The sequence below is a fragment of the Halosimplex litoreum genome, from assembly GCF_016065055.1.
Lineage (GTDB): Archaea > Halobacteriota > Halobacteria > Halobacteriales > Haloarculaceae > Halosimplex > Halosimplex litoreum.
Map to the genome: position 1 here is coordinate 1,843,117 of NZ_CP065856.1, position 23,788 is coordinate 1,866,904.

Annotated in this window: 25 protein-coding genes; 11 read left to right on the forward strand and 14 right to left on the reverse strand. The window is 70.1% G+C overall.

Annotated features, from left to right (window positions below):
• Positions 1–255: a hypothetical protein gene (locus I7X12_RS09155; RefSeq protein WP_198063510.1), complete on the reverse strand. Its 255-nt coding sequence runs from the start codon at positions 253–255 to the stop codon at positions 1–3.
• A gap of 162 nt (positions 256–417) precedes the next feature.
• Between I7X12_RS09155 and I7X12_RS09160 the strand changes: the two genes are divergently transcribed.
• Positions 418–957 (forward strand): gamma carbonic anhydrase family protein, encoded by a 540-nt coding sequence (locus tag I7X12_RS09160; RefSeq protein ID WP_198063511.1) that lies wholly within the window; start codon positions 418–420, stop codon positions 955–957.
• Here I7X12_RS09160 and I7X12_RS09165 read toward each other — a convergent pair whose 3' ends face one another.
• Entirely contained in the window at positions 958–1,392 is a 435-nt protein-coding gene (locus I7X12_RS09165) for an SHOCT domain-containing protein (protein ID WP_198063512.1), read from the reverse strand. It lies immediately after the preceding gene.
• A gap of 62 nt (positions 1,393–1,454) precedes the next feature.
• Positions 1,455–1,904, reverse strand: coding sequence for a hypothetical protein (locus I7X12_RS09170; RefSeq protein WP_198063513.1), 450 nt, complete (start codon positions 1,902–1,904; stop codon positions 1,455–1,457).
• Between the two features lie 313 nt (positions 1,905–2,217).
• Here I7X12_RS09170 and I7X12_RS09175 point away from each other — a divergent pair, with 313 nt between their 5' ends.
• Positions 2,218–3,486 (forward strand): tryptophan--tRNA ligase, encoded by a 1,269-nt coding sequence (locus I7X12_RS09175; protein WP_198063514.1) that lies wholly within the window; start codon positions 2,218–2,220, stop codon positions 3,484–3,486.
• A gap of 34 nt (positions 3,487–3,520) precedes the next feature.
• Here I7X12_RS09175 and I7X12_RS09180 read toward each other — a convergent pair whose 3' ends face one another.
• Positions 3,521–4,756, reverse strand: a complete 1,236-nt coding sequence (locus tag I7X12_RS09180) for a DUF4367 domain-containing protein (protein WP_198063515.1) — start codon at positions 4,754–4,756, stop codon at positions 3,521–3,523.
• A 221-nt stretch (positions 4,757–4,977) separates the two neighbouring features.
• Between I7X12_RS09180 and I7X12_RS09185 the strand changes: the two genes are divergently transcribed.
• Genes I7X12_RS09185 through I7X12_RS09200 form a run of 4 tightly spaced genes read left to right on the forward strand, consistent with a single transcriptional unit; the run spans position 4,978 to position 10,272 of the window.
• Positions 4,978–7,794, forward strand: a complete 2,817-nt coding sequence (locus I7X12_RS09185; RefSeq protein ID WP_198063516.1) for a DUF1508 domain-containing protein — start codon at positions 4,978–4,980, stop codon at positions 7,792–7,794.
• A gap of 60 nt (positions 7,795–7,854) precedes the next feature.
• On the forward strand, positions 7,855–8,253 hold the full coding sequence (locus tag I7X12_RS09190) for a hypothetical protein (RefSeq protein ID WP_198063517.1): 399 nt from the start codon (positions 7,855–7,857) through the stop codon (positions 8,251–8,253).
• Between the two features lie 25 nt (positions 8,254–8,278).
• On the forward strand, positions 8,279–9,031 hold the full coding sequence (locus tag I7X12_RS09195; protein WP_232343133.1) for an ABC transporter ATP-binding protein: 753 nt from the start codon (positions 8,279–8,281) through the stop codon (positions 9,029–9,031).
• Complete coding sequence (locus I7X12_RS09200; protein WP_198063518.1) at positions 9,031–10,272, forward strand: ABC transporter permease; 1,242 nt, start codon at positions 9,031–9,033, stop codon at positions 10,270–10,272. The genes I7X12_RS09195 and I7X12_RS09200 overlap by 1 nt, the downstream gene beginning before the upstream one ends.
• A gap of 36 nt (positions 10,273–10,308) precedes the next feature.
• Here I7X12_RS09200 and I7X12_RS09205 read toward each other — a convergent pair whose 3' ends face one another.
• The gene (locus tag I7X12_RS09205) at positions 10,309–10,995 is read right to left on the reverse strand and encodes a hypothetical protein (protein ID WP_198063519.1); all 687 of its coding nucleotides are present in this window, start codon (positions 10,993–10,995) and stop codon (positions 10,309–10,311) included.
• Positions 10,996–11,141: 146 nt separating this feature from the next.
• Here I7X12_RS09205 and I7X12_RS09210 point away from each other — a divergent pair, with 146 nt between their 5' ends.
• Complete coding sequence (locus I7X12_RS09210) at positions 11,142–11,690, forward strand: KH domain-containing protein (protein ID WP_198063520.1); 549 nt, start codon at positions 11,142–11,144, stop codon at positions 11,688–11,690.
• Positions 11,691–12,319: 629 nt separating this feature from the next.
• Positions 12,320–13,381 carry a zinc-dependent alcohol dehydrogenase family protein gene (locus I7X12_RS09215; protein ID WP_198063521.1) on the forward strand — a complete coding sequence of 354 codons (1,062 nt, stop codon included), beginning with the start codon at positions 12,320–12,322 and terminating at the stop codon, positions 13,379–13,381.
• A 163-nt stretch (positions 13,382–13,544) separates the two neighbouring features.
• Here I7X12_RS09215 and I7X12_RS09220 read toward each other — a convergent pair whose 3' ends face one another.
• Positions 13,545–14,981, reverse strand: coding sequence for a hypothetical protein (locus tag I7X12_RS09220; protein ID WP_198063522.1), 1,437 nt, complete (start codon positions 14,979–14,981; stop codon positions 13,545–13,547).
• Positions 14,982–15,171: 190 nt separating this feature from the next.
• On the opposite strand from I7X12_RS09220, the gene I7X12_RS09225 reads away from it, so the two are divergent.
• The gene (locus I7X12_RS09225) at positions 15,172–15,336 is read left to right on the forward strand and encodes a hypothetical protein (protein ID WP_198063523.1); all 165 of its coding nucleotides are present in this window, start codon (positions 15,172–15,174) and stop codon (positions 15,334–15,336) included.
• A gap of 19 nt (positions 15,337–15,355) precedes the next feature.
• Here the strand turns inward: I7X12_RS09225 and I7X12_RS09230 are convergent, their stop codons facing one another.
• Positions 15,356–16,660: an amidohydrolase gene (locus tag I7X12_RS09230; RefSeq protein ID WP_198063524.1), complete on the reverse strand. Its 1,305-nt coding sequence runs from the start codon at positions 16,658–16,660 to the stop codon at positions 15,356–15,358.
• Positions 16,661–16,720: 60 nt separating this feature from the next.
• The gene (locus tag I7X12_RS09235) at positions 16,721–17,851 is read right to left on the reverse strand and encodes a M48 family metalloprotease (RefSeq protein ID WP_198063525.1); all 1,131 of its coding nucleotides are present in this window, start codon (positions 17,849–17,851) and stop codon (positions 16,721–16,723) included.
• A 247-nt stretch (positions 17,852–18,098) separates the two neighbouring features.
• On the opposite strand from I7X12_RS09235, the gene hisG reads away from it, so the two are divergent.
• The gene (gene hisG, locus I7X12_RS09240; RefSeq protein WP_198063526.1) at positions 18,099–18,947 is read left to right on the forward strand and encodes an ATP phosphoribosyltransferase; all 849 of its coding nucleotides are present in this window, start codon (positions 18,099–18,101) and stop codon (positions 18,945–18,947) included.
• On the opposite strand, the gene I7X12_RS20870 is transcribed toward hisG, so the two are convergent.
• Complete coding sequence (locus I7X12_RS20870; protein WP_198063836.1) at positions 18,948–19,172, reverse strand: DUF3368 domain-containing protein; 225 nt, start codon at positions 19,170–19,172, stop codon at positions 18,948–18,950.
• On the opposite strand from I7X12_RS20870, the gene I7X12_RS09250 reads away from it, so the two are divergent.
• Positions 19,116–19,364 (forward strand): hypothetical protein, encoded by a 249-nt coding sequence (locus I7X12_RS09250; RefSeq protein ID WP_198063527.1) that lies wholly within the window; start codon positions 19,116–19,118, stop codon positions 19,362–19,364. The two genes, I7X12_RS20870 and I7X12_RS09250, sit on opposite strands and share 57 nt — an antisense overlap.
• 71 nt (positions 19,365–19,435) lie before the next feature.
• Here I7X12_RS09250 and I7X12_RS09255 read toward each other — a convergent pair whose 3' ends face one another.
• From I7X12_RS09255 to I7X12_RS09275, 5 genes are all read right to left on the reverse strand, one after another.
• Positions 19,436–19,696, reverse strand: a complete 261-nt coding sequence (locus I7X12_RS09255) for a hypothetical protein (protein WP_198063528.1) — start codon at positions 19,694–19,696, stop codon at positions 19,436–19,438.
• Positions 19,697–19,798: 102 nt separating this feature from the next.
• The gene (locus I7X12_RS09260) at positions 19,799–21,229 is read right to left on the reverse strand and encodes an acyl-CoA thioester hydrolase/BAAT C-terminal domain-containing protein (RefSeq protein ID WP_198063529.1); all 1,431 of its coding nucleotides are present in this window, start codon (positions 21,227–21,229) and stop codon (positions 19,799–19,801) included.
• Between the two features lie 41 nt (positions 21,230–21,270).
• Entirely contained in the window at positions 21,271–22,521 is a 1,251-nt protein-coding gene (locus I7X12_RS09265) for an acyl-CoA thioesterase/bile acid-CoA:amino acid N-acyltransferase family protein (RefSeq protein WP_198063530.1), read from the reverse strand.
• An 89-nt stretch (positions 22,522–22,610) separates the two neighbouring features.
• Positions 22,611–23,042 carry a DUF7473 family protein gene (locus I7X12_RS09270; protein ID WP_198063531.1) on the reverse strand — a complete coding sequence of 144 codons (432 nt, stop codon included), beginning with the start codon at positions 23,040–23,042 and terminating at the stop codon, positions 22,611–22,613.
• Positions 23,043–23,155: 113 nt separating this feature from the next.
• A complete protein-coding gene (locus I7X12_RS09275) occupies positions 23,156–23,716 on the reverse strand; it encodes a TATA-box-binding protein (protein ID WP_006882347.1) in 561 nt (186 codons plus the stop codon).
• Positions 23,717–23,788: the final 72 nt, after the last annotated feature.

The following is a 23,788-nucleotide window of genomic DNA, read 5'->3' on the forward strand; positions in this document are numbered from 1 at the left end:
TCACTCGACGGTGTCGCCGGCCGTGTCGTCGCCGGCCGCCCCGTCGTCGCTCCCGTCCGTTCGTTCGCGCAGGTAGCGGCTCCCGGCGACGTAGACGAGCGTGAATATCAGGACGAACGACGCCGTCTCGGCGGGCGCGACGGCCCCGTCGAGCGCGAGTTGCACCCCGAGGTAGGCCACCGTCGCGACGGCCGCGACGACGACCGTCGCGAGGACGGGGCGCTCGACCGCGATATCGTCCGATTCCATGTTCATGCCACGCCCCACGGTCTCGATCCGCATAGCTGTGTGGGAGCCACCGCAGGTGCTTCGCCGCGCGCTCGTTCCACACGAAACGAGGGGGATCCCCGTGGCACAGACCACCGACCGGCACGGGACGGGCCAACCGTTTAGACGTGTGAACACGACACGCGCCACATGGACAGCCGCGAGTACGCGTTCGAGGGGCAGCGGCCGGAGGTACACGGATACGCCCACGTCAGCCGGGAGGCGACGCTGGTCGGCGACGTGACCGTCGAGGCGAACGCGAACGTCTGGCCGGGGGCGGTCCTGCGCGGGGACGTGGGGCCGGTCCGGGTAGGTCGCGAGTCGGCGGTCGGCGACAACGCGACCGTCCACGTCTCCGAGATCGGCGAGCGAGTGATGGTGGGTCACAGCGCCGTGCTGAACGACACGGTCGTCGAGGACGGTGCCTTGGTCGGGTTCAACGCCACCGTCAGCGACGCCGTCATCGGCGCCGGCAGCATCGTCGCGATGGGCACCGTCGTCCCGCCGGGCTACGAGGTGCCGTCCGACTCGTTCGTCCGCGGGACCCCGGCCAGGGTCACCCCGCTCTCGGAGACCAGCATCGATCCGGCGGCCGTCTTCGAGGCGTTCAGCTCCGGCGACTACGCCAACCTCGCCGACCGCCACGAGGAGCTGTTCGGCGGGGCCGCGGCGGACGCGGACGCGGAGTGATCACTCCCGCTCGGTCGGTAGTTCCCGGTCGTTCATCCCGGACGTGTCGAAGTCGTCGGCGCCGAGGCCGTCGGCGTCGAAGTCGTCCAAGTCGGGGTCGCCCGCCCCGTCCGCGTCCAGATCCTCGACGCCGACCAGCCGCTCGACACGGCGCTTGAACTCGGTCTCGTCGATCTCGCCGCGCGCGTAGCGCGACTTGAGTTGCTCCAGCGGGTCGGCGGACTGGTCCGCGGACTCGTCGCCGGTTCCGCGGTCGGGGAGCAGCGAGCCGATCTCCTCGGCGAACACGAACAGGACCGGCGTCAGCAGGAACCACCCGACGACGAAGATCACGGCCGCGGGAGCGGCCCCGACGAACAGCGCGGTGAGCAGCCCGAACGGGAGCGTGAGTATCGAGACGAGGAGCCCCACGCCCGCGACGGGGTGGTGAACCATACCCTGGGTTGACAGTCAAGGCAAAAAACGGTTCGGCCGCGCGGGCGTCGGTTCGCCGGCGGTCAGAGACCGCTCGTGTTCACCGCGGTCGTCACGTCGCGCCAGTTGCGGACGGTCCAGTAGCCCAGCCCGGAGGCGATCATCGCGGCCGACAGCAGGTACACCGAGAGGTGCGAGGCGACCACCGCGTCGGGGTTGGTCAGCCCGTAGACGACGCCCTCGGTGCCCAGTCCGATCATCACGAAGCCGACGACGCCGACGCCCGCCGCGGTGACGAGCGCGGGCCGCCCGTAGTACTCGGAGTGTTCGGCCGCCAGCACGGCGGCGACGAAGCCGACCGACCCGGCGAGCACGTAGAGGGGCAGTCGCCCGACCAGCCCCGTCGCCGACCCCGACGCGATCCCCACGATGCCCATGAACGCCGCCGTCAGCGCGAGCGTCGTCGCGCAGATGAGCGGCCCCGCCCGTGCCAGTACGTCCCGTTCGAGATACCCGTTCGCCGACGTAGCCATCACTACAACGACGCCGGTCTCCCTACAAAAACACCCGTCAGCCGCGCGTCAGACCCGTGTGAACGAAGCGACCGGTCCGACCGCGACCGACCGGGTCGCCTCGGCCTCCAGCTGCGAAACCTATTTGTCCGCCAACGGGCTACCGACCGGTGATGACGCGGTCCGCTCTCGCGTGGCGCTGGCGCTCGCCCCATTCGAGAGCGGACGGTATCGCGAGCGCGGTCGGTCGGGCCTAACCCGGTCGCCCGGGTCGCGGTGCTCACTCGTTCTCCCGCACGTTCGCCCGCCAGCCACCGCAGATCCACCGACACACATGCACGACGACAGCGCCACCGACGCACAGCACACCGACCAGTCCGCCGAGACCGACGCCGCCGACGGCGACCGCACCGCCGCCGACCGCACCGCCGCCGACCGCACCGCCGCCGACCGCACCGACGATGAGGAGTTCACGGTCACACCCTACGACGTGGCTGGGACCGTCGACTACGACCGCCTGCTGGAGCAGTTCGGCGCCGACCGGCTCACCGACGAGCAGGTCGCTCGCTTCCCCGACCACCCGATGGTGCGCCGCCGTGTCTTCTACGCCGGCCGCGACGTCGACCGCTACCTCGCGGCCGTCGAGGCGGGAGAGACCCACTCAATCGTCACAGGGATCGGTCCCTCCGGGCCGATGCACCTGGGCCACGTCCTCGTCTTCTACCTCGCGAAGCGACTGCAGGAGGAGACCGGCGCGTACGTCTATATCCCGCTCTCGGACGACGAGAAGTTCTACGCGAAGGATCTGTCGTTCGAAGAGATCGAGGCGGCCACCCGCTCGAACCTCCGGGATCTGCTCGCCGTCGGCTTCGACCCCGAGCGCACCCGGATCGTCGTCGACCGGTTGGACGCCGACGTACTCTACCCGCAGGCCGCCCGCGTCGCCGCCGACATCACCCAGTCGACCGTCGACGCGACCTACGGCGACCCCGACAACGTCGGCCTGTCGTTCTACCCGGCGATGCAGGCCACCCACCTGTTGCTCCCACAGCTGGTCCACGGCCGCCATCCGACGCTTGTCCCTATCGCCGTCGACCAGGACCCCCACGTCCGCGTCTGTCGCGACGTGGCCGCCAAAGAACGGTTCGACGTGGACAAACCGGGCGCGCTGCTCGGCAAGTTCCTCCCCGCGCTCGACGGCCCCGGGAAGATGTCTTCCTCGTCGGACGCGCCCGCCATCGAACTGACCGACGACCGCGAGACCGTCCGGGCGAAGATCGTGCAGTACGCCCACTCGGGCGGTCGCGTCGATATCGACGAACACCGCGAACACGGCGGCGACCCGAGCGTCGACGTGGCCTACCAGTACCTCCACACGTTCTTCGAGCCCGACGACGAGCGCGTCGAACAGCTGGCGGCCGACTACCGCTCCGGGGCGCTTCTCTCGGGCGAACTGAAGGGGATCGCCGCCGAGCGGATCGGTGACTTCCTCGCCGAGCATCGGAAGCGACGCGAGGCGCTGGGCGATCTGGCGACGGAGCTGGCGCCGTATCGACTGACCGAAAAGGAGCGCGCGCGGTTGCGACCGTCGGTGTTCGCGTAGTCGCGGTCCGCGCGGCGCCGCGAGCCTGTCCGCGCTACGCCGCGACCGACTCGGCCAGTTCGACCAGCTCGTCACGGGGCAGGTCGCCGAGGACGGCCCGCGTCACGCCGTCGTCGTCCCAGACCACGGCCGCGCCGTCGTCGCGTTCGACGTAGGTCGCGTTCGCGCTTGCGACGGTGACGGTCTCACCCTCGGTCACGTTCTCGCTCGCGGCGCCCATCGTCGGCAGGTCGTCGCCCGTCGCGACGACGGTCACGTTCGCCGCGCCGGTGTACGTCTGGGCGGCGACGGTCCGACCCGCCCGAGTCACGACGACCGCCTCGTCGAACTCGTACCCCTCGCTGTCGAGGCGCTGGAGCGTCACGTCGGTCCCCGCTTGGGCGGCGTCGAAGGTGTCGTAGCGTTCCTGGCCGACGGTGTTCACCGACGCGGCGTCGGGCGGCCGGAACGTGCTCTCGTGGACGCTCGCGTCGAACTGCACGCCGTCGAAGGCGACGGTCGTCCGGTTGTCGCCGTAGCTCGCGCGCAGCTGGTGGACGCGATAGTCGTCGGTGTCGACCCACACTGTCGCCTCGCCGCGGTAGGACTCGTTCGTCGATTCGACGCCGACGACGTACACCTCCGCGCCGGCGAGCGTCGTCGTCTCGCGCAGATCGACGCTCACGTTCTCGGCGAGCCACGCCGAGACGTTCGTCGAGCGGTTCCAGTCGGCCCACGAGGTGTCGTTCCAGGTGTGATTGCCGTGCCACGCCTCGCTACCGTTCCACGCGTGGCTGCCGTTCGGGGTGTGGTTGCCGGCCGCCTCGGACCGGTTGCCCGTCCAGTCGGTCTCGCCGGCCAGCGCGCGCGCCTCGGTCGCCGACTCGTTCCACGCCGAGGCGTTCTCCGGCAGCTCCCAGACGCGGGCGGTGTCGTTCGCGCCGTCGTAGACCCACGCCACCGAGCCGTTCGTGCCGATAGCGTACTCGCTGCCGTCGTGGGTGGTGCTCAGCTTCGTCCGGTTCGGTCGGTCGACCACGAACGAGACGGTTTTCGAGCGCTCCGCGGAGGCGTTGGCGACGGTGACGGTCGCCTCGCCGGTCAGCGTCTCGGCGCTCTCGTAGCGCTGCTCGACCCGGTCGAGGACCTCCTCGCCGTCCGGCTGCGCGTCGCCGTCTAGGGTGCCCGCGGGCATCGCGCCGGTCGCGACGGCCGCCGCGAGCGCCACTGCGAGGACGCCGACGGCGACCAGCGCGGACCGCATCGGGAGGGACCCGCTGTCGTCTGTCATTGACGCCGCTTAGGGTCGGAGACTCATAACGGCACGGTCGCCGTCGAGCCGGTCGAGCCGGCGATTTCCCCGCGAGGGGGGCGGGAGCCGGGCTCCGGCGGACGGTCGGGGCGATACCGGACACTGGCCGGGAATTCGTCGGATACTTGCCGTTTACAATCGGGGCCAGAGTGGTGTGAACTGTCTGAAGACTTATTAGCACCACCTCTGTGCGCTGGGTCATGGCGACGGAAACGAACAGTCGGGGGGCGCCCTACGACGGGCGGCTGTTCGAACTGTACACCAAGTACGTGCGAGAACCGGAGTCGAAGATAGACGTCTACGGGTACACCTTGCTGGTGACGGGATACCTGCTGGCGATCGGGGGGATGGGGGTCTACCTGCTCGGGCCGAGCGGGACGGGGGCGCCCAACGACACCGTGTATCTGGTGCGGAAGATCGCAGTCGTGCTCGCCGCACCGGGGCTGTTGCTCTCGCTGCTCGGGATCGTGTCGTTGTTGCCGGTGACCAACCGGAGCCTCTACGCGGCCGTCGTCGGGACGCTCGTGGGTCTCGGTGCGGTGGGGGCGTTCGGCGTCCACTACCCGAACAACTGGCACTTCGGGACGCCGAGTTACAGCGAACCGATCATCGCGGTTTACACCTTCGGCGTCGCGGTCGTCGCCGGGGTGGTCATCATGGTCCCGGTCGTCACCGGCGAGCGGAGCTACTTCTCGGAGACGACCGTCGGCCGCGAGTACGACCACCCCGACATCGCGCTCGGGAAGGCCGACCGCGGCGGGCTGTTCGCGGTGTTCAAACGCGACACGGAGTGGAGCTGGCGGTTCATCGACCAGAACGCCGTCGCGGGGTCGACGGGATCGTTCCTCCCGCGGCTGGAGGCCGAACAGCGGGTCGACGCGGTCAAAGAGCAGGTCGCCGACGCCGGGCTACTGGAGATCAAACACGCCGCGTTCCGACTGTACGAGGGCGGCGACGGCTGGCAGTGGCACCTCCTGCGCGAGGACGGCAGCGCCGTGGCAGAGGGCGGCCACGACTTCGACTCGCGCGACACCGCCGAGTCCGCGATCAACGTGATCAAAGATCACGGTCCCGACGCCGAAGTCGTCGTTCGCGAAGCAGCCGCATTCGACGTCCACCGCCGGGACTCGGCGTTCGCCTGGCGACTCGTCGACGACGACCGGGGACCGCTGGCCGAGGCCGTCGAGACCCACGGCGACCGCTCGGGAGCACGGGACGACCTCGACGCGTTCCGCGAGCGGGTCGGCGCGGCGACCGAACTCCTCGTCGACGCCTACGGGGTGGAACTCCGCTCGGACGACGACGGCTGGCGCTGGCTCCTCCGGGACGACGCCCACCGGCAACTCGCGTCGAGCACGGGCAGCTACGAGTCGAAGGGCGTCGCCGAATCGGCCGTCTACGACCTCCTCGAGCGGGTCGAGGGCGCGAACACCGTCGTCGCCGGCGAGCCGACCTACGACGTCTACCGGACCGGGAGCGACTGGGCGTGGCGCCTCGTCGACGAGACGGGCTCGGCCGTCGCCCGGGGCGTCGAGCCCGTCGGCGACGCGGAGACGGCCGCCGCCGGTGCCGAGGAGCTCCAGTCCCACGCCGAGGCCGCCGAAATCGTCGAGATCGAGGACCTGGAGTTCGAGACCTACCGCCGCGGCGGCGCGTGGCACTGGCGGCTCGTCGACGCCGAACGGTCCGTCCACGCCCGCAGCACGGACGCCTACGACTCCGAGGAGGAGGCCGCGGGAGTGGTCGACCGCGTCCGCAGCGAGGCGCCCGAAGCGACCCTCATCGAGTTCGACAACGCCGCCTTCCAGGTGTACGAGGCCGAGGGTGGCGCCTGGCGCTGGCGGCTCATCGACGAGGACGGGACGGTCCTGGCCGACAGCGGCCAGGGCGAGTACGAGTCGAAAGACGACGCGATGAGCGCGATGCTGACCCTCCAGGAGAACGCGCCCGACGCCGAACACCTGGAGATCGAACACGCCGCCTTCGAGCTGTTCCAGGACGACGACGGCTGGGGCTGGCGGCTCGTCGACGACATCGGCGACACCATCGCCGACAGCGCGACTCGCTACGACGAGGAAGAGGGCGCTCGGGGGGCGATGGACAGCCTCGTCGCCTCCGTCAGCGAGGTCGACGAGCGCCGGATGCGCGAGGGTATCTTCCAGGTGTACGCCGACGGCGACGACGAGTGGTGGTGGCGGTTCGTCCGCCCCGACGGCCGGGTCGTCGCCGAGTCGCCGTCGGCGTTCGGCACCCGCCACCAAGTCGAGGCGGCCGTCGAATCGCTCCGGAGCGACGCGACCGACGCGTCCGTGACCACGGTCGGCCGGCTCGCGGTCCGTCTGCATCCCGACGACTGGCACTGGGCGCTCGTCGACGCCGACCGCGAGCCGGTGGCGACCGGTCGCGTGACCTACGACGACCGCGCGGCCGTCGAGTCGGCCGTCTCGGACCTCCAGACGTCGGCCGCCGGGACGACCGTCTACGAGATCCGCGACGCCGCCTTCGACTGCTACCGCTCCGAGGACGGCTGGACGTGGCGCCTCGTCGACGCCGACCACGAGCCGCTCGCCCGCGCGTCGGCGACCTACGACGACCGCGCAGCCGTGCAGTCGGCGGTCGAACGCGTCAGCGCGCTCGCGCCCGACGCGGACGTGGTCGACTTCGACGACGTGGCCTTCGAACTCCGGACCGAGACCGACGGCTGGACGTGGCGCCTCGTCGACGAGGACGGCCGCGCCCTCGGTGCCGCGGCCGGGTACCACGACTCCCGCGAGGCCGCCGAGCGAGACGTCGAAGCGGCCCGCGAGACGTTCGCGGACGCGAGCGTCCTCGAGATCGACTCGGCGGCCTTCGAGTTCCATCGGACCGACGAGGGGTGGCAGTGGCGCCTCGTCGACGACCACGGCGACGAACTCGCCCGGAGCATCGCGACCTTCGAGAGCCGCGTCGAGGCCCAGGAAGACCTCTCGACGGTCAAGTCGCTCGGGCCGGACGCCTGGGTCTCGACGGCCGAGTAGACCGCGTCTCTCCTTCGAGCGACGACAACCGCTTTCCCGCCGGGCGTCGAACCCGCGGCCGTGAACGCGGAGACCGGAGCGGACGCGACGGTGAACGCGCGAAGGGTCGCGGTCAGCGCCGTCTTCGCCGCCGTCGCGGGAGCCGTCCTCTGGCCGCCCGGTGCCGTCTACTGGACCGCGGTGGCCGCGACGGTCGGCGAAGCCGCGACGCTGGCGCTAGTCGTCGTCGCGGCGATAGCGCTCGGCGCCGCGTTCGGGGCGCTCACCGGCGTCCGCGTCCGTGAGTTCGCGGCGGGTACCGCGGGGGCGTACCTCCTCGGCATGGCCGCGATCGCGGCCGCGCGCTCCCCGGACAGTCCCGTGCATCTCTTCCTCTACGGCGCGGTCGCCGCTTGCCTCGTCGTCGGCGTCGCCGCCGCACGCGTTCGGGCGGGAGCGCCGCGTCGGTCCGATGATTAATCTCCGTGCGCCCCCTGAAGCGGGTGTGACCGACGCGACTGACACGGAGGTGGCAGGGAGCGACTCCCCCGCGGGGGCGAACTCGGCACCCGGTGACGGTGACCCGGTCGTCGACCTCGCGGACGTGACGAAGACCTACGACGGCGCGGTCGCAGTCGAGGCGCTCTCGCACGTCTCGCTCTCGCTGGCCCCAGGTTCCTACACCGCCGTCATGGGCCCCAGCGGGTCGGGCAAGAGCACGCTCCTCAACCTCGTCGGCGCCCTCGACACGCCCACCGAGGGGGTCGTCCGCATCGACGGTCAGGACGTCGCGGCGCTCTCGGAGGCAGAGCGCGCGCGGGCCCGCGGCCGTACCGTCGGCTTCGTCTTCCAGACGTTCAACCTCATGCCGCGGCTGACCGCCGTCGAGAACGTCGCCCTGCCGCTGGTCTTCCAGGGCGTCGACCGCGGCGAGCGTCGCGAGCGCGCCGCGGATCTCCTTTCGCGAGTCGGCCTCGGCGACCGCCTCGACCATCGTCCCTCGGAGCTATCGGGCGGCCAGCGCCAGCGCGTCGCCATCGCCCGCGCGCTGGCGGCCGACCCCGCGCTCCTGCTCGCCGACGAGCCGACCGGCAACGTCGACACCGAGACGGGCGCACAGATCATGGATCTGTTCGCCGAGCTGCACGAGGCCGGCAACACCATCCTGCTCGTCACCCACGAACGGCGCATCGCCGAACACGCCGAGCGCATCGTCCACTTCCGCGACGGCGTGATCGAAGACGTGGAGGTCCTCTGATGGACCGCACGGAGACGCTGCGGATCAGCGTCCGCTCGTTGCGCTCCCATCGTCTGCGAGCGGCGCTAACGGTGATCGGCATCGTCATCGGGATCGCCGCGGTCGTCACCTTCGCCACCTTCGGCGCGAGCCTGCGGGCCGACGTGGTCTCGGAGATCGAAGGCTCCAGCGCCAACGAGGTGTATCTCGTCGCCACCGAGGCCGACGAGGGCGGCGGGTTCGGCGGCGCCGGCCAGCCCGTCTTCACCGAGTACGACCTCTCGCAGTTGCGCGAGATCGAAGGCGTCCAGCGCGTCGTCCCGCGCGGGATCGTCCCCGTCAGCGCCGTCGCCCACGACAACGAGACGATCGCCCAGCGGCAGGTCACCGCGACCAACGCGACCGCCTTCGAGACGGCCACCTTCGAGTCGGGCCGGGCCTTCGACAACGGCGCGAACGAGGCGGTCGTCAATCGCCCGGCCGCGCAGCTGTTCCCCGGCAACCTCTCGACGGGCGACGAGCTCTCGATCACTCGCTCGTCGGGCGAACGGTTCGACGTCACCGTGGTCGGCATCGTCAACGGCACCGGCGGCCAGCTCCCGTTCAGCTCCTTCACCGACCAGCCGCGGGTGTTCGTCCCCGCCGACCCGTTCTACCAGTCGGTCGTCGAGAGCCCCAACGCGGTGAGCAACCAGCGGGTCTACTCGCAGGTGACCGTCGTCACCGACCCCGCCGACACCACCGCCACCCAGGAGCGCGTCCGCGAGTACTTCGCCGGCAACCGCTCGGACGCCGCGCAACTGGTCCCCGACGGCTACGAGGTGAGCGCCCGGACCAACGCCGACCTAGTCGACAGCATCGAGCGCATCGTCACCAGACTCACCCGCTTCGTCACCGGCATCGCCGTCATCGCGCTGATCGTCGGCGCCGTCGGCATCGCGAACATCATGCTCGTCAGCGTCACCGAGCGGACCCGCGAGATCGGGATCATGAAGGCCGTCGGGGCGCGCAGCCGCGACGTGATGGAGCTCTTTCTGGCGGAGGCGGTCCTGCTCGGGGCGCTCGGCGCCATCATCGGCGTCCCACTCGGGATCGCCGCCGGCTGGGCCGCCACGCGGTACGCCGAGATCCCGCTGACCCTGGCGCCCGGGTGGTTCGCCGCCGCCGTCGCCGTCGGCGTCCTCACCGGCGTCGTCGCCGGCCTCTACCCCGCCTGGCGGGCCGCCCGCGTCGACCCGATCGACGCGCTGCGGTACGAGTGACGGCGTGAACGGCGGTCGTCACTCGGTCCGCCGCGGCTACCTGCCGGCGGTCACCCGCAATCGCTGGCCGCGGAGGACGAGCAGCGCGCCCCCGATACCCGCGATCCACTGGAGGGCGATCACGATGTCGCGGCGCTCGCCCGTCGTCGTCCGGTAGCTCGTCGCGGTGACGACGTAGTAGTCCCCGTCGTGTTCGACGAGTTCGTCGGCACCGTCGATCCGGTCGCGCGTCCGGTACTGCCCGGTCTCCAGCGCCTCGCGGATACCCGCCGACGCCTCGCGGCTCTCGGCCGCCACCCACTCCAGCGCCTCCGACCGGGGCACGCTGTCGAGACCGTACTCGACGCTGTCGTTCGCGAGCTCCCGCCCCACCGGCTCGAAGAACCCTTTTCCCCAGACGTAGACGTACTCGTAGTCGCTCCGGAGGTACCCCGACGGCAATCCGTCGTAGACGACCCCGCCGTCGGCGTGTACTGCGCGTTCGACGACGCACGACCGGCTGGGAGCTCGCTCGAAACACGCCACCTCGGGGTCGAGACCGGGCGCCCCTCGCTCCGCGTCGTAGGTCCCGTTGTCGTAGAAGGTCACTTCTTTCGGCTCGTACGTGTAGCTGTCCGGGTCGCCGACGTCGAGCGCCCCGACGACGAACGGGTTCAACAGGAGCGCGAACCCCGCGACGGTCAGGAGCCAGCCCCAGTGGCGCTCGGTCAGCGAGTGTGTCACAGCCGATCGTTCACCCCGGCCGACAAGACGGTGTCGGTCCCGTAGCCGGTCGCTCGGTGGGGTCGCCCACGCGCGAGCCTGTGTCCCCGTCACACGGTGGCTCGCCCAGCAAAGCCTTAAACCGACGGAGACACCTACGGTCGGGCATGCAACACGTGAAGATTCCGCAGGACCGGATCGGCGTGCTGATCGGCGAAGGGGGTGCGACGCTGCGGGAGATCGAGGACCGCGCGGAGGTGCGACTCGACGTCGACAGCGAGACGGGCCAGGTGAAAGTCGAACAGACCGGCGACCCGCTCACCGCGCTGAAGGGCCCGGACATCGTCAAGGCCATCGGCCGCGGGTTCGCCCCCGAGGAGGCCATGCGACTGCTCGACGACGAGATGATGATGTTCGACATCATCGACATCGACGCGGCCGCGCGCAACCGCAACGACCTCCAGCGCCACAAGGGGCGGCTCATCGGCGAGGACGGTCGCACCCGCGAACTCATGGAGGAACTCTCGGGCGCCTCCGTCGTCATCTACGGCTCGACGCTGGGCATCATCGGCGGCCCCGAACAGGTCGACACCGTCCGCGAAGCCGCCGAGATGATCATCGAAGGCGCCCCTCACGGCACCGTCTACTCCTTCCTCGAAGAGAAGCACAACGAGATGAAACACAAAGGTCTCGACTATCACAAGTTCACCGGCTAGAAGCGAGTACAGTCTTTCTCCGCCGGTCTACTGTTCGTCGGCTTCGTTTTACCGCCCCGACCGCTTCCGCTACTACCGCTTCTGCTACTACCGCTTCTGCTACTACCGCTTCTGCTACTACCGCTTCTGCTACTACCGCTTCCGCTACTACCGCTTCCGCTACTACCGCTTCCGCGAACAGCGTGAAAGCCCCGCCCGTCTCGCCTCCCGCGCCTCGCTGCGCTCCTCGCCCTACGGGCTGCGGTGCTTACTTCGTCGGGGTTCGACGAGACGGGCGCCCCTTTCATTCCCACCCTGACAGACTGGCTGGTCAGCCGACACGGGCGGGAACGAAAGGGGCCGGCCGCTCCGGGAAGACGGGAGACGCAAGCACTGGAGCGAACGGAGTGAGCGAAGCGCGCAGCGAGCCCCTCGACCGGAGCGGCCGGGGGCTTTCACGCTGTCTTGCACTACGACCCGTCCCGCGGTGCTGTCGGCCGTCGCGGTCGCAGAGGTTCACGGGCGGTTCGTAGTTCGGTGGTCAGAGCTGGTAGCGGTCGTGAGCACGTCACCGCATCCGATGCTGAAGAGTACGCGTGGTACGACTCCAGGTACGAGGGTATTTGGCGGGCGCTACCGATAGCCCGGGTATGCGCGCAGCAGTCTTCACGGATTACGGCGAACCGCTGGACGTGCGGGAGGTCGACGACCCCGAGCCCGAGCCCCACGGCGCGGTCGTCGCCGTCGAGGCCTGCGGAGTGTGTCGCAGCGACTGGCACGCCTGGCAGGGCGACTGGGAGTGGCGCGGCCTCGACCCGGTCCCGGGCCACATCCTGGGTCACGAGCCCGCCGGCCACGTCGTCGCCGTCGGCGAGGAAGTAACGGGCGTCTCCGAGGGCGACCACGTCGCCGTCCCGTTCAACCTCGGCGACGGGTCCTGTCACCTCTGTCGGACCGGCCACTCCAACATCTGCGAGAACCGCCAGGCACTGGGCCTCCAGCCCGCCGCACCCGGTGCCTTCGCCGAGCAGGTGCCGGTCCCCCACGCCGAGCACAACCTCGTCACGCTCCCCGAAGGGGTCTCGTCGGTGGACATGGCCGGGCTGGGCTGTCGGTTCATGACCGCCTTCCACGGACTGGCCCACAGGGCGGACGTGGGCGCTGGCGACTGGTTCGTCGTCCACGGTTGCGGCGGCGTCGGCCTCTCGGCGGTCCAGATCGCCGACGCGCTCGGCGCCAACGTGATCGGCGTCGACCTGATGGACGACAAGCTCGACTTCGCAGAGGAACAGGGCGCCGTCGAGACCGTCAACGCGAGCGCGGTCGACGACCCCGCCGCGGAAGTCCGCGATATCACCGACGGCGGTGCCGACGTGTCGATGGACGCGCTGGGTATCGAGACCACCTGCCGCAACGCCGTCAAGAGCCTCGGCAAGACCGGCCAGCACGTCCAGGTCGGGCTGACGACGAAGGAGGCCGGCGGGAACCTGCCGCTGCCGACCGACGAGATGGTCACCGCCGAGATCGACTTCCTCGGCGCGCTCGGGATGCCGCCCGAGCGCTACGACGAGATCTTCCGGATGGTCGCCACCGGGAAGCTCGACCCCGCCGCGATCATCACCGAGCGCATCGGCCTCGAAGACGTCTCGGGCGTCCTCGACGACATGACCGACTTCGAGACGGTCGGGATTCCCGTCATCGACGAGTTCTGAGGGGTGTGGCGGCCGGGCCGTAGCGCTCGGGGCTCGATACCGTGATTTTTGCCGTCGTCGAGCCCATCGCTCCGAGACTCACCGCCACGACGCTTCGAAAGAATAGCTCGATAACCGAGGTATCGCGGCCGTGCGACCGCCCGCTCGACTGCACTACCGGTGACTACCGCTCGGCGCCGGCGCCGTTGCCGTTACCGTTGCCACTGCCGTTACCGTTGCCGGCGTGGTCCGGCGGTCCCCCGGAGTCGCCGTCCTCTTCGTCGTCTGCTTCTTCTTCTTCCTCTTCGTCAGCCTCGTCGTCCGCTTCCTCTTCGTCAGCCTCGTCGTCTTCTTCCTCGTCCTCTTCGTCAGCCTCGTCGTCTTCTTCCTCGTCCTCTTCGTCAGCCTCGTCGTCTTCTTCCTCGTCCTCTTCGTCAGCCTCGTCGTCTTCTTCCTCGTCCTCTTCGTCAGCCTCGTCGTCTTCTTCCTCGTCCTCTTCGTCAGCCTCGTCGTCTTCTTCCTCGTCCTCTTCGTCAGCCTCGTCGTCCTCTTCTTCCTCTTCGTCCTCTTCTTCCTCTTCGTCCTCCTCAGCCTCGTCGTCCTCTTCTTCCTCTTCGTCCTCCTCAGCCTCGTCGTCCTCTTCTTCCTCTTCGTCCTCCTCAGCCTCGTCGTCCTCTTCTTCCTCTTCGTCCTCCTCAGCCTCGTCGTCCTCTTCTTCCTCTTCGTCCTCTTCTTCCTCGTCGTCCTCCTCAGCCTCGTCGTCACTGTCGTTGCCGGCGTGGTCCGGGGGACCCCGCGTTCCGGTATCGTCTTCGTCACTGCCGTTGTCCGGGCCGGCGTGGTCCGGGGGACCCTGCGTGCCGTTGTTCGGGCCGGCGTGGTCGGGCGGTCCCCGCGTGTCGTTGCCGGTCTCGTTACCCGTCTCGTTGCTGGTCTCGTTACCGAGGTCGGCACGGTCCGAGAGACCCTGCGTGTCGTTGCCGGTCTCGTTGCCCGTCTCGTTGCCGGGGCCGGCCCACGCGGGCGGGCCGTTGCCGTTACCGGGGTTGTTGGCCGTCACCCACGACGCGATCGCCAGCCCGCGCGGTCCGTCGGTGTCGCCCAGGCTGGACGTGAACGCGACGACTTGGAGACCGAACGGAAGCGCCGTCTCGTCCGTCACCGTCTCGTTCGTCTCGTCCGTCACCGTCTCGTTCGTCTCGTCCGTCACCGTCTCGTTCGTCTCGTCCGTCACCGTCTCGTTCGTCTCGTCCGCCACCGTCTCGTTGGATTCGTCGGCGGCCAGGTCGGTCGTGGTCGTCGCCGAGTGGTTGCCGACCGTCGCCGTCACCGACACCGTCAGCGACTGATTCGGCGTCGACAGCGCGACGGTGCCGTTGGGTCCGGTGGTGTGCGTCCCCGCGTCGGCGTACGTGACGTTCTCGGTGATCGTCGTCACGTCGACCGTCGCGTTCGCGACCGTGTCGTTCGCAGTGCCGTTCGTGACCGTCACGGTGACGCCGTCGTCCTGTATCACGTCGACGCTCGGCGACGCCGCCGACGACGTCGCCCCCATCGCCGGTGCCGCCACCGAGACGACCATCAGTGCCGCCAGTATCAACGCTCGTGTGCCCTGGTTCATACGTCGATACCCCACGGTCGGTTTCCACTTAGTCGTGGGTTACCCTCGGCCCGATTTTCGCCGAATTAACGCGATTTTCCGGTCGATAAACAGTCTCCGGGCCGATTACCTGCGCTGAGAACGGTGCGTCGAGGCGAGGGTAAACCCCCAGATAGGAATCGTTTTGGGGTCCGGTGGGCGACACACCGGCATGAACCTCCGCGACGTTCCGACCGACTCGTACGCGCTGTGGCTGGTCGCATTCCTCGTCCCGGCGCTCGTCGTCGGCGCACTGACCGACGCCGTTCTCGGGGCGTCGCTGGCGGCGGTCGTACTGGCCGCGGTCGGCTACCTCTATTTCAACTACCCCTTCTGAGCGAAGCTCGCTGTGGCCGTCAGTCGTCGCCTTCGGCCCGCGCGACCAGATCCCGGGCGTGCTCGCTCGCCCGCTCGCGCACCGCGCGCTCGTCGAGCGTCACTACTTCGCGGTCGCGCATCAGTACCTCGCCAGCACAGACGGTGTGACGCACGTCGCTCCCGCGGACGGCGTATGCGAGGTGACTCACCAGATCGTGGGCGGGCGTCAGGTGCGGGGCTTCCAGGTCGACCACGGCGAGGTCGGCGTTCGCGCCCGCCTCGACGCGGCCGCTGTCGACGCCCAGCAGGTCGGCGCTCCCCCGCGTGACCATCTCGACGGCGGCCTCGGCGGGGACGGCGCCGGCGTCCTCGGCGGCGAGTTTGCCGATCATCGCCGCGTCGCGCACCTCGTCGAAGGCGTCGAGGTCGTTGTTCGAGGCCGCGCCGTCCGTGCCGATCCCGACGGTCACGCCGGCGTCGCGAAGCCGCTGAACGGGCGCCATCCCGCTGGCGAGCTTCATGTTCGACGCCGGGCAGTGGGCGACGCCGGTCCCCGTGTCGGCCAACAGTTCGACCTCGGTCTCGTCGAGGTGGACGCCGTGGGCGACGTAGGTGTCCTCGCCGAGCAGGTCGAGGTCGGCGGCGTACTCCAGCGGGCGGAGGCCGTGTTCGTCGACGATCGGGTCGACCTCGTTTTCGGTCTCGTTGGCGTGGAAGTGGATCGGCAGGTCGGCCTCGCGGGCCTTCGGGACGAACTCCCGGAGGTACTCTTCGCCGACGGTAGTCAGCGAGTGGGGCTGGAAGGTCGTCGTGACCCGTCCGTCGGCGGCGTCGTCCAGCTCTTTGGCCACGTCGAGACTTCGCTGCATATCCGCTCGCGCGGCCTCGTCGTCCTTGCCGACGGTGACGGCCGTGTGGCCGAGGACGGCCCGCACGCCGGCGCGCTCGACCGCGTCGGCGATCCGGTCGACGTGGAAGTACATATCGGAGAAGGCCGTCGTGCCCGATTTGATCATCTCGACGATGCCCAGCTCCGCACCGGCCGCGATATCGTCGGCGGTGAGTTCCGCTTCGACCGGCCAGATGTCCTCCTGCAGCCAGGCGTCGAGCGGCTTGTCGTCGGCGTACCCGCGCAACAGCGTCATCGCGACGTGTCCGTGGGCGTTGATCAGCCCCGGAATCACCAGGCCGCCGCTGGCGTCGAGCCGTTCGGCGGCGTCGGCGGTGCCGGGCTCGACGACGTCGGCGACGTCGCCACTCTCCCGGTCGACCAGCACGTCCGCTCGCTCGACGGTGAGATCGGGTCGCAGTACCTGTCCGCCCGCGACGAGGAGGTCGCTCATACTCCGTGAGTTCCCGGGGCGGGTGCCTGAATCTGTTCCTTCGCGGCGGCGCGTCGTGGGTCACTCCCGTGCCGCGCGGTCGCGCAGCCGGTCGATCCGGCTGTCGAGCGGGGGCTCCATCCGACGTAGCGCGATGAGGCGACCCCACTCCATCGGCGCGTCGTTGAGGTCGGCGAACCGCTCGACGGTCGCCACGACGGCCTCGCAGCTCGTTCGGGCCGCCGCGTAGTCGTCGGCGCGGTAGACGAGTCGCCGTCCGGCCCACAGCCCGACGAGGCCGCCGAGGAGAGCGACCAGTGCGACTATCCCGTTCCCGACACCGGGAACCTCGGTGACCCCGAGCAGCGGGCCGAGCACGGCCAGGACGGTCCCGACGGCGACCGCGAGCCTGACTTCGAGGTGCTTGGCGCGCGCCCGCCCGGCCTGGAGGGCGAGATAGGCGCGAAGCGACTCGTCGTCGAGCTCCGCGAGCAGGTAGTCGCTGACGAACAGGTGGCGCCGGCCGGGGAGCCCGCGGGCGAACGCGAACGCTCGCTTCGCGTCGGCGAGTTCGAGGATCCGAACCGCCCGGGGGTCGAACCCGGCGTCCACACAGAGCCGGTCGAGCCGGGCGCGCTCGGCGGCGGTCGGCTCGCGGGTCGACTGGAGCAGGCGGACCAGCCACGGGGACCCGGCCCAGGCGGACCCGAGCAGGACGGCGATCGCGGCGGCGAAGCCGGCGCCCGACGCGAGGCCCTCGCCGGCGAGCCCGACGCCGAGGACGACGACGACGAACAGCGCCGCGAGTCCGACCGCGTAGCGAACGAGCCGCGCCGCGACGGTCGTCGCCGACACGTCCGCCTCGCGGAGGTCACGAACGACGGGGAACGCGCCGAAGTAGCCGGCACCGACGGCGACCGCGGGCGCGGTCAGTCCGACGACGACCGTGACGGCGCCGCCGACGACCGACTCGCCGGCCGGGAGCGCCCCGAGCGCGGCGTCGACGGCGTCGAGCCACCCCGCGGCGATCATCGCGAAGAGAGCGACCACGTAGACGACCGGGAGCCCGACGCGGAACGCGCGGCGGATACGCCCGAGCGCCGCGGTCGCGTCGGCCGCGTCGCGGAACCGGCGGCTGTACAGGAAGTAACCGAGCGCGGTGACCAGCGAGACGCTCGCCAGCGTCCCGACGGACGCGAGGAAGGCGGGCACGGGCGGCGATCCGACCGGTCCGGCCAAAACCATTGCGTGTCGTCACGTCCGGTCAGTCCGTCCGGCAGTTTCCCCGCCGAACACCGCACCCAGTCGAACCCGTACGCGAGCGCGTCGGTCACGCCGACTGTCGACGTGGGCGGCGGTGGTCCCCCGTTCGGATACAAACGTACGGGCGGGCGCTCGCCACGGAGCCGTGACGCTCGGAGAGGGAAAGACAGTTGCCCGCGGCCCGTCCAGAGAGAGTATGCGCATCGCCGTCCCCAACAAGGGTCGCCTGCACGACCCGGCGATCGATCTCTTAGACCGGGCCGGCCTCCACGTCGTCGACGGGGCCGACCGGAAGCTCTACGCTCAGACCGTCGACCCCGACGTGACCGTCCTCTACGCCCGCGCCGCCGACATCCCCGAGTACGTCGCCGACGGCGCCGCCGACGTGGGTATCACGGGCCTCGACCAGGCCGAGGAGGCCGACACCGGCGCGCTCGTCGACCTGCTCGACTTGGAGTTCGGCTCGTGCCGACTGGTGCTGGCGGCGCCCGAGGACGGCGACATCGAGTCCGTCGAAGATCTGGACGGCGGCACCGTCGCCACGGAGTTCCCGAACGTCACCCGCGATTTCTTCGCCGAGCGCGATATCGAGGTGGACATCGCGGAGGTGTCGGGCGCGACGGAACTCACGCCGCACGTCGACATCGCCGACGCCATCGTCGATATCACCTCGACGGGCACCACGCTGCGGATGAACCGCCTCGCCGAGATCGCCGACGTCCTGGACTCGTCCGTCCGCCTGTTCGCCCGCGAGGACGTGGCCGACGACGAGAAGGTCCAGCAGATCCGCATGGCGCTCGAATCCGTGCTCTCCGCCGAGGGCAAGCGCTACCTGATGATGAACGTCCCCGAGGGCCGTCTGGACGACGTGAAAGAGGTGCTGCCGGGGATGGGCGGCCCGACGGTGATGGACATCGCCGGCAAGGAGGACGTGGCCGTCCACGCCGTCGTCGACGAGCGCGCGGTGTTCGAGACTATCAACGCGCTCAAAGAGGTGGGCGCCAGCGACGTGCTCGTCACCGAGATCGAGCGGCTGGTGGAGTGATCAGTCGCCGTCGCTCTCCTCGCGGTCGATACGGTCGAGCGCTCGTCTCACGAGCGGGTCCGAGAGGTAGAGGGTGCTTTCGCGCTCGAGCGCTCGGATCTTCGTTCTCGCGTCCGCCGCGACGAGCCGTCCGTCGGCGTACGCGGCGAGGACGACCCCGAGCGACCCGTGGACTTCGAGGTCGAGTTCGTTCGCCTGCTGGCGCGCGTCGAGATCGTCCGTCAGGAGTGTTCCGCCGCCACGCTCACAGAGCGCGAGCGCCGCCGTCTCGCCCGGATCGAGTTCCGGTCATCGGTCTTCCGCTACCTCGACCCGCTTCCGTTCGCAGTCGAGCGCCTCGAAGGCTGTCGGAACGCCACCGCGTCGCAGTTCCTCGAACACCGTCTCGGGCACCGTTACGACCGCGAACTGGTCTAGCAGGTCCAGAGCGTCGGCTTCCGAGAGGTGGATCAACGGTCCGGTGTCCGTCACGACGCGACGGTCCCGACTCACGCGGCGTCCTCGCCGAACGCCCACTCGATGTCCTCGTCGACCGCGTCCCGCGCCGCGTCCGCACGTTCGACGGGCGCCTCGCCCACTTCCGCGACGGCCTCCTCGCGAGGGAGTTCGCCGTCGAGATACCGGGCGACGACCACGTCCTCCCAGAGGTCGTCGAGTCCGCGCTCCAGCGCCTGCTCGATGACCGACGACTCGTCGGCGTCGCGGTGACGGGCGATTTCGCGAACCCGGTTCGAGATGTCCGTCCCCATCACTCCGAGATGGGTCGTCTCTACACTTAAATTCACGCTCGCGATTCGAGTCGCGACACGAACGGCGTGCTCGTCACCGAGATCGAGCGCCTCGTCGAGTAGTCAGTCGGCGCGGAGCCCGCGGTCGAGGTAGTCCAACACTGCCGGCCAGGAGTCGGCGTTGGCGCGGGCGTCGGCGGCCGGAGCGCCACCGAACAGCTGTCCGGAGATCACCCGTCGACCGGCGGTCGGGAGGTAGGGCGCGGTGACACCGTGCCCGGCGCCGTCGTAGCTCCGGTGTTCGAACGCGTGGTCGAAGTCGGCCTCTCGCAGACGTTCGGCGCCGACGGCCAGCAGACGAACCGACGGCCACACCTGGTCGTCGGTGCCAGACAGCATGAGCACCGGAGCGGCGGCCTCCTCGACGGCGATGGTCGCCGCCTCGAGCTCCGACTCGGCCACCGAATCCAGTCGCTCGTCGGCCGCCGGACGGAAGCGGTAGTGGCCCTCGTCGCTCGTCCGGAACCCGCTGTCCCAGGTTAGATGCGCGACCGGGTCGCCCCCGTGAGTCCACGGGACGTTCGGAGGGTCGGCGCTGCCACCCTCCCAGACGACGGCGCTCCCGACGTAGGAGACGACCGCGCCCACCCAGTCGAACCGAGCCCCGAGCAACAGCGCGAGTTCGCCGCCGCGCGATACCCCGAGGACGCCGACCGGCACGTCGCGGACGCCCTCGCGTGCGCGCAGCCAGGACTGCGCGCGCTCGAAGTACTCCAGCGGCACGCTGTCGTGGGTGTCCGGGATCGGCTCGCCCTCGCCGAAGTACTTGACCGACAGCGCCGCGTACCCCCGCGTCGCCAGCAACGCCGAGCGGCGCTGGATCGGATTCCCGCCCGACCCGTGGAGCGCCAACACGCCCGGGTGTGGCCCCTCGCCCGCCGGCTCGTAGCAGTATCCCACCAGTTCGTCGGTCTCGACGGCCTCGACCGTGATGTCCGGGTCGTACAACCGCAGGTCCACCTCCGTCTCGACGGTCCCGTCGGCGTCGGTCGCCCGGAGAGTCACCGCCTGTCGGGCGTCACCGCTGTAGTAGAACGGCTGGCTGCCCGCGCTGGGTCGCATCGACCAGAGCCACCCCATCGGGTCGGCCGACTCGTACGTTCCCGAGACCGGCGTCGCCTCGGCGAGGTCCACCACCCCGTCCTCGTCGGCCTCGAAGGTCGCCTCGCTGGTCCAGGTCTGCCCGCCGTAGCTCGGCGTCGACGCCGTCAGTGACACCTCCGCGCCGGGATCGGCGCCCGTGAGCCGTATCTCGGCCGGCCGGTCTTGCGGATGGGTGGCCGGCGCCTCGACGACGAGGTCGGTCGCGGCCGTCGCGGTCGGCCGTCCCGCCGTCTCTCCCGCACCCGCGGTCGCAGTCCGCTCGGCCGTCGGGTCGGGCCCGGGCTGGCCCGTCTCCGTCGCCGTGTCTCCGCTGCCACACCCCGGGACCAAGGCGGCCGACGCCGCCCCCACCGTCGCGAGAAAGCGGCGCCGGTCCAGTCTCTCGACCATCACCCGTGATTTCTATTCGACTGATAAGAACGTTCTGTCCTTCAGCCGTCGCTCGGTTCGATGGCGTCCAGGGTTTCCAGCACCGCCGGCCATGAGTCCGCGGCCGCGCGGGCGTTCGCCGCCGGTGTCCCGCCCAGCGCCATCCCGTCGGCGACCGCTGTCCCCGCGGTCGGTCGGTACGGCGGTGCGATGCTGTGTCCCGCGCGCTCGTACGAGCGGTGGGCCGTGTCGACGTCGACCCCGGCCTCCTCGGAGCGTGCTTCCACGACGGTCGCCGCGAACTCGACGCTCGGCCACATCCGGTCGGCGCCGCCAGAGACGACCAGGAGCGCCGCGTCGATCCGTTCGACCGGGATCCGGGCGGCCTCGCGGCGGTCGCCCGGGGCGCGGTCGAGGGAGTTCGCGTAGACGTTCGCGAAGGCGACGTTACCGTCCTCGTCGGACCCCGGCGGGGCGCGGAAGGGGACGTGCGGGAGCGGGTCGCCGTCCGCCGTCCACGAGCTCGTCCGCTGCTCGCCGGACTCGTCGAGTCCCTGCCAGCGATGGGCCGCGGGCGCGCCGGCGACGACCGCTCCCGCCCAGTCGTACCGCGACGCCGTGACGAGCGCCGCTTCCGCGCCCTTGGAGTGGCCGTAGAGGCCGAGCGGCCCGTCCGCCACGTCCGCGCGCTCGCGCAGTCGGTCGGCCGCCGCGCCGAAGTACTCGACCGGTACCTCGATCAGCTGGTCGGGGAGCGGGGCGGGGTCGCCGAAGTAGTGGACGGCCAGCGCCGCGAACCCGTGGGCGGCCAGCAACGCCGCGCGACCGCGGGCCGGTTCGCCCTCCGAGCCGTGCAGGACGAGCACGCCCGGGTGCGGCCCCTCCCCGGCGGGGACGAACAGGTCGCCGACCACGTCGTCGTCGACGGCGACGTGCTCGACGCCGGGATCCGTCGGTCGGCGGACGGTCGTCGTCTCGGCGACCTGTGCTCCGTCCACTCGCGTCTCGACCTCGACGGTCACGGGGTCGCGACCGGCGTGGGGCCATCCCGTTTCACCCTCTCCGTCGGGCGCCATCGACCACAGCCAGCCCATCGGCGCGACGCCGTCGTACCCCTCGACGGGTTCGTGCTCGGCCGTATCGACGAGGCCCTCGCCGTCCGCCTCGAAGATCGTCCGCGACGAACATCCCTCGTCGTACCAGCCGTCGGTCTCGGCCAGGAGTTCGACCGTCGCGCCGGGCTCGACGCCGGTCACCCGGACGGGCGTCGCCTCGTCGTGTACCGCTTCGTCGGCCACCGCTATCGTCGGCATGACCCGTCGTTCACCCGTGCTGACAAAATGCTTTCGGGGCAGGTGAGAGGCGGTCGCACGACCGGCGAGGGGCGGCTCCGCGATCCCGTTCAGAAGAAGCCGAAGATGTTGTTCAGAGCGAAGCCCAGCACGGCCGCGAAGGCGAAGTGGAGGCCGGTGAGGACCGCGGCCGGGCGCCAGGAGATCCGGTAGGAGACGCTGATAGCGATGGCGTCGGCGACCAGCGTGGCGAGGAGGACGATCACGATCCCGAGGCTCGGGGAGACGAAGCCGATGCTCTCGATCCCGTAGCGACCCAGCAGGATGGAGACGGCGGCGGGGACCGGGCCGGCGTAGGCGGCCCGCTGGCTGGGCACGTCGCCGATGAAGAAGGTCGCGGCGAGATGGAGCGTCGCGGCGTAGAAGGCGGCGGTCAGCAGAAAAGTGATTACCAAAGCGAATATCCCGCCGCCCGTCACGTCGGTCTGGAGCGGCGCGAGCGCGGCCGGCGACGCGACCGAGAGCAGCGCTACGAGGTCCATGGCGGCGATAGGCGGGGCGGCGGTTTGTAGCCTGCTATCGCGGACGACCGAGCGCCGCGAGCGCAGGTGATTCGGGCACCGGGCGAGCGAGGCGGGCCACCGCGCGCTCGCGACTACTCCAGCAGGCCCAGATCTTCCAGCCGGGAGACGATCTTGTCGACCGCTTCCTCGGCGTCCTCGGGCTGCTTGCCGCCGGTGATGACGAGCTTCCCCGAGCCGAACAGCAGCGCGACCACGTCGGGGTCGTCCAGCCGGTAGACGAGGCCGGGGAACTGCTCGGGCTCGTACTCGATGTTCTCCAGGCCCAGGCCGATGGCGATCGCGTTGAGATTCAGATTGCGACCGAGGTCGGCGGAGGTGACGATGTTCTGGACGACGATCTCCGGGTCGTCGTCGACCTGGATGTTGAGATCGCGCAGCTTGTCGAAGACGATCCGCAGACTCTCGTGGACGTCGTCCGTGCTCTTGGCGCCGGTGCAGACGATCTTACCGGAACGGAAGATCAACGCTGCCGACTTGGGCTCCTGGGTGCGGTAGACGAGGCCGGGGAACTGCTCGGGGTCGTAGTCCGCCCCCTCCAAGTCCATCGCCACGCTCTGCAGGTCGAGCTCCTGCCCGATTCCAGTCGAGGCGACGACGTTTTCGATATTGATTGTCTCCTTGGGGTCAACCATGTCTCGACTTAAACGTTGTATTTAAGGCTTATAAACTTTCATGGGACCGGATGACAGATCGCGAACAGAGAC